At 61.7% G+C, this 13,068-nt stretch carries 12 protein-coding genes; 7 read left to right on the forward strand and 5 right to left on the reverse strand.

Features of this window, described 5'->3' with window-relative positions:
- Positions 1-247 precede the first annotated feature (247 nt).
- On the reverse strand, positions 248-553 hold the full coding sequence (locus WCL58_RS18335; RefSeq protein ID WP_049202813.1) for a chaperone modulator CbpM: 306 nt from the start codon (positions 551-553) through the stop codon (positions 248-250).
- Positions 554-558: 5 nt separating this feature from the next.
- On the reverse strand, positions 559-1,521 hold the full coding sequence (gene cbpA, locus WCL58_RS18340; RefSeq protein WP_060424513.1) for a curved DNA-binding protein: 963 nt from the start codon (positions 1,519-1,521) through the stop codon (positions 559-561).
- A gap of 230 nt (positions 1,522-1,751) precedes the next feature.
- On the opposite strand from cbpA, the gene greB reads away from it, so the two are divergent.
- The 5 genes from greB to WCL58_RS18365 all read left to right on the forward strand — a co-directional run bounded on the left by greB (position 1,752) and on the right by WCL58_RS18365 (position 8,174).
- Complete coding sequence (greB, locus tag WCL58_RS18345) at positions 1,752-2,225, forward strand: transcription elongation factor GreB (RefSeq protein ID WP_038878177.1); 474 nt, start codon at positions 1,752-1,754, stop codon at positions 2,223-2,225.
- A gap of 157 nt (positions 2,226-2,382) precedes the next feature.
- On the forward strand, positions 2,383-4,716 hold the full coding sequence (locus tag WCL58_RS18350) for a Tex family protein (RefSeq protein ID WP_084827098.1): 2,334 nt from the start codon (positions 2,383-2,385) through the stop codon (positions 4,714-4,716).
- Positions 4,717-5,322: 606 nt separating this feature from the next.
- Complete coding sequence (feoA, locus tag WCL58_RS18355) at positions 5,323-5,547, forward strand: ferrous iron transporter A (protein ID WP_038878234.1); 225 nt, start codon at positions 5,323-5,325, stop codon at positions 5,545-5,547.
- Positions 5,548-5,619: 72 nt separating this feature from the next.
- Positions 5,620-7,935, forward strand: coding sequence for a Fe(2+) transporter permease subunit FeoB (gene feoB, locus WCL58_RS18360; RefSeq protein ID WP_336851462.1), 2,316 nt, complete (start codon positions 5,620-5,622; stop codon positions 7,933-7,935).
- On the forward strand, positions 7,935-8,174 hold the full coding sequence (locus tag WCL58_RS18365; protein ID WP_048232091.1) for a FeoC-like transcriptional regulator: 240 nt from the start codon (positions 7,935-7,937) through the stop codon (positions 8,172-8,174). Before feoB ends, WCL58_RS18365 begins: the two co-directional genes overlap by 1 nt.
- Before the next feature lie 41 nt (positions 8,175-8,215).
- Here WCL58_RS18365 and WCL58_RS18370 read toward each other — a convergent pair whose 3' ends face one another.
- Complete coding sequence (locus tag WCL58_RS18370; protein ID WP_049202818.1) at positions 8,216-8,500, reverse strand: YdgH/BhsA/McbA-like domain containing protein; 285 nt, start codon at positions 8,498-8,500, stop codon at positions 8,216-8,218.
- A 270-nt stretch (positions 8,501-8,770) separates the two neighbouring features.
- Positions 8,771-9,541, reverse strand: a complete 771-nt coding sequence (gene bioH, locus WCL58_RS18375) for a pimeloyl-ACP methyl ester esterase BioH (RefSeq protein WP_064290858.1) — start codon at positions 9,539-9,541, stop codon at positions 8,771-8,773.
- A gap of 40 nt (positions 9,542-9,581) precedes the next feature.
- Between bioH and gntX the strand changes: the two genes are divergently transcribed.
- Together gntX and nfuA are read left to right on the forward strand one after the other, a co-directional pair.
- Positions 9,582-10,265: a DNA utilization protein GntX gene (gntX, locus tag WCL58_RS18380; RefSeq protein WP_100396759.1), complete on the forward strand. Its 684-nt coding sequence runs from the start codon at positions 9,582-9,584 to the stop codon at positions 10,263-10,265.
- A gap of 58 nt (positions 10,266-10,323) precedes the next feature.
- Positions 10,324-10,899, forward strand: a complete 576-nt coding sequence (gene nfuA / locus WCL58_RS18385; protein ID WP_033631902.1) for a Fe-S biogenesis protein NfuA — start codon at positions 10,324-10,326, stop codon at positions 10,897-10,899.
- 69 nt (positions 10,900-10,968) lie between these two features.
- On the opposite strand, the gene malQ is transcribed toward nfuA, so the two are convergent.
- Positions 10,969-13,059, reverse strand: coding sequence for a 4-alpha-glucanotransferase (gene malQ / locus WCL58_RS18390; RefSeq protein ID WP_100396760.1), 2,091 nt, complete (start codon positions 13,057-13,059; stop codon positions 10,969-10,971).
- Positions 13,060-13,068: the final 9 nt, after the last annotated feature.

Consider the following 13,068-nt stretch of genomic DNA (forward strand, 5'->3'; position numbering starts at 1 on the left):
CCAAAGGCTTTATTGCCTGACTCGAATATTGTTAGAAAACCTTGCCATTTGAGACAGCGTTTAATGGTATGTATTCTAGACGAAATTGTTACAAAGCTTATTCTTTTCCCCATTTATCAACAATTTTCATCGAATGTCGACGGGGGTTCGTCAAAATTTCGCCCTTTATCGGCGCAATGTGGGGCAGTGGCCCAATTTTACGCAATTTCGCCACCGGCAAACCGCACGGTGGCGTTTTGACGACGAGTCAGGAAGTCTGCAGGAAACGCGCCAGCTGCCGGCGCAGCTGCCGGTTCTCTTGCTGCAGTGCATCAACCCGGTCGAGCAGCGTCAGCGCCATGGCGATCCCCGGCCAATCCAGATCCAGTTCGGCCCGCAGCCTGCGCGCACGCTGCAGATGGCTCAGCGCCGGGTAATCGAACTCCCAGCTCGGCTGCGCCGGCTCCAGCGGCACGATCACGCCCAGGCCGACGATCTCGACCAGCTCATCCTCTGAAATCTCCACCCTCTGACACAGTTCCACCACGGTGAATGTGATCTCTTTTTTCATCATGTGCTTTACTCCCATTCCGCGCGCGGGTTGAACGCCGCCTGTTCAGCCAGTTCTCGCCACAGGGCGCTGGCCTTCTCGTTCGGCTTCGGCGGCATCACCACCTTGAGAATGACATACAGATCGCCGGGCTCTTTCTTGCCCGCCAGCCCCTTGCCCTTGACCCGCAGCCGTTTGCCGCTCTGGCTGCCGGCCGGCACGGTCAGCGCGATTTTGCCGGTCAGCGTCGGCACCTCGATGCTGGCCCCCAGCGCCGCTTCCCACGGGGCGAGCGGCGCCACGATGCTCAGGTTGTGGCCGTCAATCTCGAACAGCGGATGCGGCGCGAGGCGGATGACCAGATACAGGTCGCCGTTCTGGCCGCCGCCCACGCCGGCAACGCCCTGCCCCTTGAGGCGAATGCGCTCGCCGTCGCCCACGCCGGCCGGGATTTTCACGTTCAGCGTTTTGCTGGCTTCGCTCACCTGCCGCCCCAGCTCGTCGTACACCGGCAGCTTGTAGGCGATCTCGCGGCTTTGGCCATGCAGCGTTTCCTCGAGGAACAGCGGCACCTCCATCTCGAGATCCTGGCCGCGGAAGCCATGCCCACCGTGCGAGTGCGAAGCGGAGCGGTGCCCGCCTGCCGCACGCCCGCCGAACATGCTTTCGAAGAAATCGGAGAAGTCTTGTGCGTCGGCACCGCCGCCATGCCATGAAGCGCTCTGCTGATAGCCACCGTGCTCGCCGCGCGCCTGGCGGCCAAAGTTCGGATCGTTGCGGTGCAGCCGGATCTGATCGTACTCGGCGCGGCGCTCTTCGTCCTTCAGCACCTCATAGGCTTCGGCCAGCTCCTTGAATTTGCTCTCGGCGTCTTCTTCGGTGCTCACGTCAGGGTGATATTTACGCGCCAGCCGGCGGTAGGCCGTTTTGATGGTTTTCAGATCGGCGTTGGGCTCAACGCCCATCGTTGCGTAGTAATCTTTAAATTCCATGCGGTAATACCTTCAATGTGTTGGGTTGTGCGCCAAAATTCCTTGTCTCTCTCGCCAGATATCCTCCTTTCGTCACATTCCTTTTCCGCTATCGCTAAGCATACTCCCGATTGTTAAAAGCTGCGCAAACTGAATAAAAACCGTGCGACAACGCGCAGGCCCCCACGCCATTTCTAAAGCCCTGCGCATTCACGTACACTGTGGCGGTGGCCCCATAAAGATAAATCACGATGAGAACTCAACTGATAACCCGTGAAGGGTATGACAAGCTCAAACAAGAGCTGGATTACCTCTGGCGCGAAGAACGCCCCGAGGTGACCAAGAAAGTGACCTGGGCCGCCAGCCTGGGCGACAGAAGCGAAAACGCCGACTACCAGTACAACAAGAAGCGGCTGCGCGAAATTGACCGCCGCGTCCGCTATCTGACCAAATGCCTGGAGCAGCTGAAGATCGTCGATTACTCCCCGCAGCAGGAAGGCAAAGTGTTCTTCGGCGCCTGGGTGGAAGTAGAGAACGAAGACGGCGAGACCAAACGCTTTCGCATCGTCGGTTACGACGAGATCTTCGGCCGCAAGGATTACATCTCCATCGACGCGCCGATGGCGCGCGCCCTGCTGAAAAAAGAGGTCGGGGACGTCGCCACCGTCAATACGCCGCTGGGCGAGGCGCAGTGGTACGTGAACGAGATAGACTACCCGAAGTAAGCTTTCAGCTTTTTCCGAACCGCCGCCAACGCCGCCGCCTGAGCTGTTCTCCACGCCGCGGCCGCGCGGCGGCGGCCCGCTCCGCTGGCATTTTCCGCGATCAATCCGTATAACTGTCCCCTGTTTATTCACCGTTCTCAATACAGATACCAGACCTATGAATGACCCACTGAGCCGCATTATTGCAACAGAACTGCAGGCCCGGCCGGAGCAAGTCGACTCCGCCATCCGTCTGCTGGATGAAGGTAATACCGTGCCCTTTATTGCACGCTATCGTAAGGAAGTCACCGGGGGCCTGGACGACACCCAACTGCGCCAGCTGGAAACCCGCCTGGGTTATCTGCGTGAACTGGAAGATCGTCGCCAGACCATCCTGAAGTCGATCGATGAACAGGGCAAACTGACCGAACAACTGGCGGGGGCGATCAACGCCACGCTGAGCAAGACCGAACTCGAAGACCTCTACCTGCCGTACAAACCGAAGCGCCGCACCCGCGGCCAGATCGCCATCGAGGCCGGTCTGGAACCGCTGGCGGACGCGCTGTGGCAGGATCCGCAACAGCAGCCGGAACAGCTGGCTGAACGCTACGTCGATGCCGACAAAGGCGTGGCGGACGTCAAAGCCGCCCTCGACGGCGCGCGCTATATCCTGATGGAGCGCTTCGCCGAAGACGCCACGCTACTGGCCAAGGTGCGCGACTACCTGTGGAAAAACGCCCATCTGGTGTCCAAAGTGGTCGAGGGCAAGGAAGAAGAAGGCGCCAAGTTCCGCGACTATTTCGATCATCACGAACCGATTTCTCAGGTGCCTTCGCACCGCGCGCTGGCGATGTTCCGCGGCCGCAACGAAGGCGTGCTGCAGCTGGCGTTGAACGCCGATCCGCAGTTTGAGGAAGCGCCGCGCGAAAGCCAGGCGGAGCTGATCATCATCAATCACCTCAACCTGCGCCTGAACAACGCCCCGGCCGACGCCTGGCGCAAGGCGGTGGTCAACTGGACCTGGCGCATCAAGGTGCTGCTGCACCTGGAAACCGAGCTCATGGGTACGGTGCGCGAGCGCGCGGAAGACGAAGCGATCAACGTGTTCGCCCGCAACATGCACGATCTGCTGATGGCCGCGCCGGCCGGCATGCGCGCCACCATGGGCCTCGATCCGGGCCTGCGCACCGGGGTGAAAGTCGCCGTGGTCGACGCGACCGGCAAGCTGGTCGCCACCGACACCGTCTACCCACACACCGGGCAAGCGGCCAAAGCCGCCGCCATCGTCGCGGCACTGTGTATCAAACATAACGTGGAGCTGGTGGCCATCGGCAACGGCACCGCCTCGCGTGAAACCGAGCGCTTTTATCTCGACCTGCAAAAGCAGTTCGCCGAGGTCCGAGCGCAGAAAGTGATCGTCAGCGAAGCGGGCGCATCGGTGTATTCCGCGTCCGAACTGGCGGCGCTGGAATTCCCGGATCTCGATGTGTCGCTGCGCGGCGCGGTATCCATTGCCCGTCGCCTGCAGGATCCGCTGGCGGAGCTGGTGAAGATCGACCCGAAATCCATCGGCGTCGGCCAGTATCAGCACGACGTCAGCCAGAGCCAGCTGGCGAAGAAGCTGGACTCGGTGGTGGAAGACTGCGTGAACGCCGTCGGCGTCGATCTGAACACCGCGTCGGTGCCGTTGCTGACCCGCGTGGCCGGCCTGACGCGCATGATGGCGCAAAATATCGTCAACTGGCGCGACGAGAACGGCCGCTTCAGCAACCGTGAACAGCTGCTGAAGGTCAGCCGCCTGGGGCCGAAAGCCTTCGAACAGTGCGCCGGCTTCCTGCGCATCAACCACGGCGACAACCCGCTGGACGCCTCCACCGTTCACCCGGAAGCCTACCCGGTGGTGCAGCGCATTCTGGCCGCCACCGAGCAGGCGCTGCAGGACCTGATGGGCAACGCTTCGGCGGTGCGCAACCTGAAAGCGGTCGATTTCACCGACGACAAATTCGGCGTACCGACGGTCACCGATATCCTGAAAGAGCTGGAGAAACCGGGCCGCGATCCGCGCCCGGAGTTCAAAACCGCGACCTTTGCCGAAGGGGTGGAAACCCTCAACGATCTGCAGGTGGGCATGATCCTGGAAGGGTCGGTCACCAACGTCACCAACTTCGGTGCCTTCGTGGATATCGGCGTGCATCAGGACGGCCTGGTGCACATCTCCTCGCTGGCGGACAAGTTCGTTGAAGATCCGCACACCGTGGTGAAGGCCGGCGACATCGTCAAAGTGAAGGTGATGGAAGTCGATCTGCAGCGTAAACGCATCGCGCTGAGCATGCGCCTGGATGAGCAGCCGGGCGAAAGTTCACCGCGCCGCGGCGGCAACGCGCCAGCGCAGGCACGCGACAACGCCAGCCGTTCGGCGGGCGCCAACAAGGCCAAACCACGCAACGCGGCGCCGGCCGGCAACAGCGCCATGGGCGACGCGCTGGCAGCGGCGTTCGGTAAGAAACGCTAAGTCGGAACCGACAGGGCGGAGCCTGCTCCGCCCTTTCTGATGAATAAAACCTGCGGCATTTTTTGACCCGTCTCAATAAACCGTCATCTTTTTATGCCCCGTTCCTGCGTGACCGTCCTCCCATTATTCAGGCAATAAAAATCCTCTCCGCAGCCATTTATTAACAACTTCGTTAACACGCCTGTTTCATCTCGCGAATTGTGAACGAAACACAAATGGTTACCGCTCGCATTACGCCGGAATAATGTTATTGAATTGCCTTTCGACGGAAATAAATAAAGGGAAAAAGCCCTCGAAGTTTGCAAACGAGAAAACTCGGCTACAAATACGTAACTGATTTAACTCGCCATTCTCATTTGTTCCCGCTCGCCAGCGGTGGTAAAACGTCATTAATAAAGGCAACGCCATCAAAAACTGTCGTCGCCATAATAATTGGTTACAATACCCTTACTTTTTGTATTGAACGCGATAATGATAATTACTATTATTTGCGCTCACTTTATTGCATGACCTTATGGATGAATACCGCCGACGGCGTGGCATTTTCGCCGGCAACGTCCAATTATCATCAGCCCGATGTTCATCGGCACCCGGAAGGTTAATCACATGCAGCTTCAACCTAAACGCACGTATAAGATTGTCGGCTTTTCCGGTGAAATTGCGCCGGCCTACCGCCAGAAACTGTTATCGCTCGGCATGCTGCCCGGCTCTTCGTTCGACGTGGTGCGCGTCGCGCCGCTGGGCGATCCGATAGAAATTAAAACTCGCCGCGTCAGCCTGGTGCTGCGCAGGAAGGATCTGGCGCTGCTGCAGCTCGACGGCCAGTCCTGAGCCGGCACGCCCTCCGTTTGCCGACGCGCCCTTGCGCCGGCGCTGTTCTCCTTGAAGACGACACGCTGAACTATGAAAAAACTCACCATCGGCTTAATCGGTAACCCGAACTCCGGCAAAACCACGCTGTTCAACCAGCTGACCAGCGCACGCCAACGGGTCGGCAACTGGGCGGGCGTGACGGTCGAACGCAAAGAAGGCCATTTCACGACCCCGCAGTCCGACGTGCGGCTGGTCGATTTGCCGGGCACCTATTCCCTGACCACCATTTCAGAGCAAACCTCGCTCGATGAGCAGATCGCCTGCCACTACATTTTGAGCGGCGACGCCGATCTGCTGATCAACGTGGTCGACGCCTCCAACCTGGAGCGCAACCTCTATCTGACGCTGCAGCTGCTGGAGCTGGGCATTCCCTGCATCGTGGCGCTGAACATGCTCGACATCGCCACAAGCCAGCATATCGATATCGACGTCGCCGCGCTGTCGGCGCGCCTCGGCTGCCCGGTGGTGCCGATGGTCTCCACCCGCGCCGACGGCATCGGCGTGCTGAAACAGATGATCGACAATCACCACATCAACGAACAGCAGGCGCTGGTGAACTATCCGCCGCTGTTGCTGAAAGCGGTCGCCACGCTGAGCGACGCCATGCCGCAAACGCTGCCGGCGGTGCAGCGCCGCTGGCTGGCATTGCAAATGCTGGAAGGCGACATCTACAGCCACCGGCTGGCCGGCCCCGCCGTCGCGCTGCTGCCTGCGGCCATTCAGGCATTGCAACAGCAGCAGCAAGAAGACCCGGCGCTGGTGATCGCCGACGCGCGCTATCAGTCTATCGCCGCCCTGTGCGACGCGGTCAGCAACTCGCAGCAGGCGATGCCCAACCGCCTGACCGAGATGCTGGATAAAGTGATCCTCAACCGCTGGCTGGGTGTGCCGATCTTCCTGCTGGTGATGTACCTGATGTTCCTGCTGGCGATCAACATCGGCGGCGCGCTGCAGCCGATCTTCGATATCGGCTCGGCGGCGATCTTCATTCAGGGCATTCAGTGGCTCGGCTACACCCTGCACTTCCCCGACTGGCTGACCGTTTTCCTGGCGCAGGGCATCGGCGGTGGTATCAACACCGTGCTGCCGCTGGTGCCGCAGATCGGCATGATGTACCTGTTCCTGTCCTTCCTGGAGGATTCCGGCTACATGGCACGCGCGGCGTTCGTGATGGACCGTCTGATGCAGGCGCTCGGGCTGCCGGGCAAATCCTTCGTGCCGCTGATCGTCGGCTTCGGCTGTAACGTGCCGTCCATCATGGGTGCCCGGACGCTGGACGCCCAGCGTGAGCGCTTGATCACCATCATGATGGCGCCGTTCATGTCATGCGGTGCCCGTCTGGCGATCTTTGCGGTGTTCGCCGCCGCCTTCTTCGGCCAGGACGGCGCCGGGGTGGTGTTCTCGCTGTACATGCTCGGCATTGCGGTGGCGATCCTCACCGGTCTGGTGCTCAAATACACCATCATGCGTGGCGAGGCCTCGCCGTTCGTGATGGAGCTGCCGGTCTACCACGTGCCGCACCTGAAAAGCCTGCTGCTGCAAACCTGGCAGCGGCTGAAAGGCTTCGTGCTGCGCGCCGGTAAGGTGATCGTGGTGGCCAGCATGTTCATCGGCGGCCTGAACAGCTTCTCGTTCAGCGGCAAGACGGTCGACAATATCAACGACTCCGCGCTGGCCTCGGTCTCCAAGGTGTTGACGCCGCTGCTGCAGCCGATGGGCGTCCACAGCGATAACTGGCAGGCCACCGTCGGTCTGGTGACCGGCGCGATGGCGAAAGAAGTGGTGGTCGGCACGCTGAACACGCTGTACACCGCCGAGCACATCAACAAAGAGGCGTTCGACGCCGCCAACTTCAACCTGCTCAATGAGCTGGGCGGCGCGCTGAACGAAACCTGGGACGGCCTGAAAAACACCTTCAGCCTGAGCGTGCTCTCCAACCCAATCGAAGCCAGCAAGGGCGACGGCGAGATGGGTGTCGGCTCGATGGGCGTAATGAGCAGCAAATTCGGCTCCGGTATCTCCGCTTACAGCTACCTGATCTTCGTGCTGCTGTATGTGCCTTGCGTCTCGGTGATGGGCGCCATCGCTCGTGAATCGAGCCGCGGCTGGATGACCTTCTCTATTCTGTGGGGGCTGAACGTAGCCTACTCGCTGGCGACGCTGTTCTACCAGGTGGCCACCTTCAACCAACACCCACAGTACAGCCTGACGGCGATCCTGGTGGTGTTGGCGGTGAACCTGCTGGTGCTGTTCGGCCTGCGCCGGGCGCGCAGCCGCGTTACGGTGCGCCTGGGCAACGCTACGCCGGCGGCCTGTTGCCAGGGCGCCAAGGGGAGCTGTCACTGATGGCCGGGCTGCTGCAGGTGCGCGATGCGCTGGCGCTGCTTGGCAGCGCTCAGGCACAGCAGCTCAGCCAATCGCTGGCGACGCCGCTGCCGTTGGTGCAGGCGATGCTGGACCGTTTGGCGGCGATGGGAAAAGTAGAGCGTATCGAACAGGATGACGGCGCCTGTCTGAGCGGCAGTTGCAAAGGCTGCCCGCAGGGCCAGGGGTGCAGCACGGTTTTCTACCGGCTGAAGGCCTAACGATCAGGGGCGCCGCAGCGGCGCCCCTTGCCGTTGAAGGCTTATTGCTTGTCTTTGTAAACTTCAGCGATGGCGCTGAATTTACCGTGCTCGCGGCCTGCCAGGATCACGTAGTATTGACCGCCCTTTTCGTCCGCCAGTTTGGACAGCTCATCCTTGGCATCCATCGGCGAGGTGGTCTGCGCCGTGGTGGTCACGGTGCCGATCTTCTCGTATTTACCCGGGTTCTTATCCAGATCTTCCTTGGTCAGCAGGGTTGCCGCCATGGAGCCGAAAGACACCGAACCCAGCACTGCCGCTGCAATAATCATCTTCAATGATTTCATGACACTAACCTCTCAATGGATAATTTATCTGTTATGAAAGCCGTCAAGAATCCATGCGTAGTACAGCAGGCTGCCGCGACATCCTCAGGCCTCGTTGCTTTCCCTGACGGGGCCTGTTTCCCAGAGACGAAACGCCAAAATGAAAAGCGCCGCACGCGGTCTTTTCATTTTGCAGCCAACGCATTGACTCACTAAGTATCGAACAGCTTTGTCTTTTATCCACCCAGCGGCGTTTTTTTTCGCGCCCTATCGTGCGTTTTACCGCCGCATTCAATGTGCTGCAATAAACGCTTCGATCATCGTCACAAATTCGTCGGGATGAGAGATAAACGGCGCATGGGCGGCTTTGGCCACGACCTGCGACGTAGAATTCGGCCAGGCCGCGTCGAGCAGCTCGGCGACCTTGCGCGGCACCAGACCGTCCAGATAGCCGTAAATACGCAGTAGCGGCAGCTCCAGCGCGGCCAACGGCGCACGCAGATCGGCGGTGCGCAGGATCTCCAGCCCGCCGTTCAACACCTCGACGCTCGGCGTCGGCTGGTTGAGCACCACCGCTTTCAGCTGGCGCGCATCCTGACGCGCGCTCTCGGTGCCCAGCGTCTGCAACGCCAGAAAACGCTCGACGGTGCGCTGGAAATCCAGGCTCAGCTGGTGCTGAAAACCGCTCAGCACGTCCGGGCGGATCCCCGGCCACTCATCGCGGGCGGCAAAGCAAGGCGAAGAGGCCACGGTGATCAAGCCCTTGAGCCGCTCAGGTTGCATCAACGCCGCCTGGCTGGCCACCAGCCCGCCGAGCGACCAGCCTAGCCACCAGGCCTGCGACGGGGCGGCCGCCAGCACAATTTCCGTCATCTGCTCCAGCGACAGGGCGCCGAACCCCTGGCTGCGGCCGTATCCCGGCAGATCGACCAGGTGCAGGCGAAAATGCGGCGCCAGTCGCGCCTGAATGCAACTCCACACTTCGGCGTTCAATCCCCAGCCGTGCAGCAGCACAAGATCGCGTTCGCCTTCACCTATTGTTTGCCAGTACAGCGCTGTCATTGGTTATTGTCCTTTCATGCTTATCCGTCTCGGAGGCTCTATGCTATCAATCCGCAGCCGCTGTTGGCTATGCCGACAGCCGTTGAGCCTGATGCGTCATGGCATCTGCAGCTGCTGCCTGCGCCATCTGCCGGCCAGCCCCCCGTGTTGCCCGCGCTGCGGGTTGCCCGCCGGGGAGACGCAAACGCCCTGCGGCCGCTGCCTGCAACGGCCGCCGCCCTGGCAACGGCTGGTGTTCGTCGGCGACTACGTTGCGCCCCTCAGCCAACTGGTAAAGAGGTTCAAGTTTCACCGCGCGCCCGAGCTGGCCCCGGCGTTGGCGCGCATGATGCTGTTGCGCTGGCAGCAGGCGCGCAGAGAGCAGTATCTGAACAGACCCGACCTGATTTTAGCGGTACCCTTGCATGCATCACGCTGCTGGCGCCGCGGCTATAACCAGAGCGATCTGCTGGCCCGGCCGCTGGCGCGCTGGCTGGGCTGCCCCTATCGGCCCGCCGCCTTGCGCCGGGTACGCAAGACCGCCCTGCAACAGCGGCTGAGCGCCGGAGCACGCAGGCGCAATCTGCAGCGCGCGTTCGTCTGCACCGTCTCGGTCGCCGGCCGGCATATCGCCCTGGTGGATGACGTGGTGACCACCGGCAGCACCGTCGCGGAGATCGCGGCGCTGCTGCGGCGGCAAGGCGCCGCCTCGGTGCAGATCTGGTGCGTTTGCCGCACGTTGTAGTGCCACGGCAATGGGCGTATTATAACCGACTATAGAAGTCAACTATTGAGCTAATGCTATGATCCGTATAACAGATGCTGCACAGGAACACTTTGCCAAACTGCTGGCAAATCAAGAAGAAGGCACCCAAATCCGCGTATTCGTGATCAACCCGGGCACGCCGACGGCCGAATGCGGTGTCTCTTATTGCCCGCCGGACGCGGTAGAAGCGACGGATACCGAACTGAAGTTCGACAAACTGTCCGCCTATGTCGATGAGCTGAGCGCGCCGTATCTGGAAGACGCCGAAATCGACTTCGTGACCGACCAGCTGGGTTCTCAGCTGACGCTGAAGGCGCCGAACGCCAAAATGCGCAAGGTCGATGACAACGCGCCGCTGATGGAGCGCGTGGAATACGTGCTGCAGTCGCAGATCAACCCACAGCTGGCGGGCCACGGCGGCCGCGTGACGCTGATGGAGATCACCGACGACAACATGGCGATCCTGCAGTTCGGCGGCGGTTGCAACGGCTGTTCGATGGTCGACGTCACGCTGAAAGAAGGCATCGAGAAAGAGCTGCTGCAGAAGTTCCCGGAGCTGAAGGGCGTGCGTGATTTGACCGAGCACCAGCGCGGCGAGCACTCTTACTACTGATACCCGGCGCTCGCGCCACGGTAGATAACACAATGCCGGAAGGGGGAACCCGTTCCGGCATTGTCGTTTTTAGCCCACCGACACCTTGCGCCGCCGTTTGTCCAAATCCTTCAGCAGCCGGTTTATCCGCGGATCGGCGAACATCTCCTCCAGCGTTTGGGTCAGCTTGCGCCGCCAGTTAGGGTACTGGTCACTGGTGCCGGGAATATTGACCGGATTGGCCATGTCCAGCCAGTCTTCCGGCTGCAGGCCGAGCAGGGCGCTGGCGCTGTCGGCGACATAACGCTGCAGGCCGCGGTTAAGCAGCGGGCTCATGCCGAGCAGCGCCGCCCTCTTGCCCACCTTCTGCGGCACGCAGCCATAGCGATGCAACCCGTCCAGCAGCCCTTGCTTGGCGCGTTCCCGATCGGCGAACAGCGCCCGCAGGATCTCCGCGTCCGGATAGAGCCCCAGTCGGTTGCCCAGCGTCAGATCGCCGCTTTGCCAATAGCCGCGCAACGTCGGCAGATCGTGGGTAGTGATGGTCGCCATCGCCTGCACCGGATAGGCCTGCGGCGCGCGGAAATGGTGTTCACCGTCGCTTTCGAAATACAGCACTTTGTAGGAATAGACGCCGCTGTCGCGCAGCTTGCCGACGATCTCTACCGGCACGGTGCCGAGATCCTCGCCGATCACCATGCAACGGTGGCGCTGGCTTTCCAGCGCCAGCACCGCCAGCAGATCGTCCACCGGGTATTTGACGTAGGCGCCGCGATCGGCGGTTTCGCCATAAGGGATCCACCACAGCCGCAGCAGCGCCATGACGTGATCGATACGCAGCGCGCCGCAGCTGCTCATGTTGGCGCGCAAAAGATCGATGAACGGCTGATAACCGCGCGCCGCCATCACGTGCGGATCCATCGGCGGCAGGCCCCAGTTTTGCCCCAGCGGCCCCAGGATGTCCGGCGGTGCGCCGACCGACGCTTTCAGGCAGTACAGCTCGCGGTCGCACCAGGTTTCCGCCCCGCCTTCCGCCACCCCGACCGCCAGATCGCGATACAGACCAATCGGCATCTGCTGCTGCCGGCTCTGCTCAAAACACTGCGCAAACTGCGTGGCCGCCAGCCATTGCAGCCACAGGTAAAAGCGGACCGCGTCCTGATGTTCGTCGCAGAACTGCCGCACCGCTTCGCTCTGCCCCCGCCGATAGCCCTCGGGCCAGGCCGGCCATCCCCACTGGCTGGCGTCTTTGGCCGCCAGGTGGGCATGCAGTGCGTCGAACGCCGCCTGCTGATACAGGCTGTCGCCGCCCTCAGTCACGAACCGTTCGAACGCCTGACGCTGCGCGTCGTTCGGCTTGCGCGCCTGAAACAGCGGGAACGTCAGCTTCAGCGCCGCCAGCTTCAGCTGCATCACGGCGGTGTAATCCACCCACTCCGCGGCGCGCGCCTTGGCCAGCTGCTTCTGCGTCGCCGGCTTCTGCCACCAGCGCTGCGCTGCGTCGCTGCGCTGGAAATCCTCCACCGCGTTGACGTCGATATACGCCAGATTCAGCCAGCGGCGCGACGAGGGGCTGTAAGGGCTGGCGCTCTCCGGGTTGGCCGGATACAGCGCATGGATCGGATTGAGACCGACGAAGGCACCGCCGCGCTCCCCCACCTGCTCCACCATCAGACGCAGATCGCCGAAATCGCCGATGCCCCAGTTGCGATCGGAACGCAGCGTATACAGCTGAACGCAGGCGCCCCACAGTTTCTTGCCGGTCAGCAAGGCGTCCGGCTCGAAGCAGCGCCTCGGCGCGACGATCACTCGGCATGGCCACTGCCGTGCGCCCTGGCTCAGCGTCAATTGGTGATACCCCGCCGGCAGGTCGCCGGGCAGCGTCAGGGTCTTGCGCGCGCCGACGCGCCCCTGCAGGCATTCGCCGTCTTCACGCTGCAGCACCCACAGGTAGTCGCCTTCGCCCGCCGGGGTCAGCGCCAGCGGCGCGCCCTGATAGAACACCTTAACCGCCGGCAACGGCGATGCCGCCCCTTCCTGCGCGGCATCGGCCCGGTTCATGGCCGCCAGCAGCTTGCGCTTGGTCTCCGGCTCAATCGCCTGCCGCTTGCCGTGGGCATTGATGAAATCGGCAGCGATCCCCGCCTGCGCTGCCGCCTGATCGATACGCTTACGATCCATTCGCTCTCC

The organism is Serratia sp. TMDUHS_CL, assembly GCF_037137105.1.
GTDB classification, from domain to species: domain Bacteria; phylum Pseudomonadota; class Gammaproteobacteria; order Enterobacterales; family Enterobacteriaceae; genus Serratia; species Serratia nevei.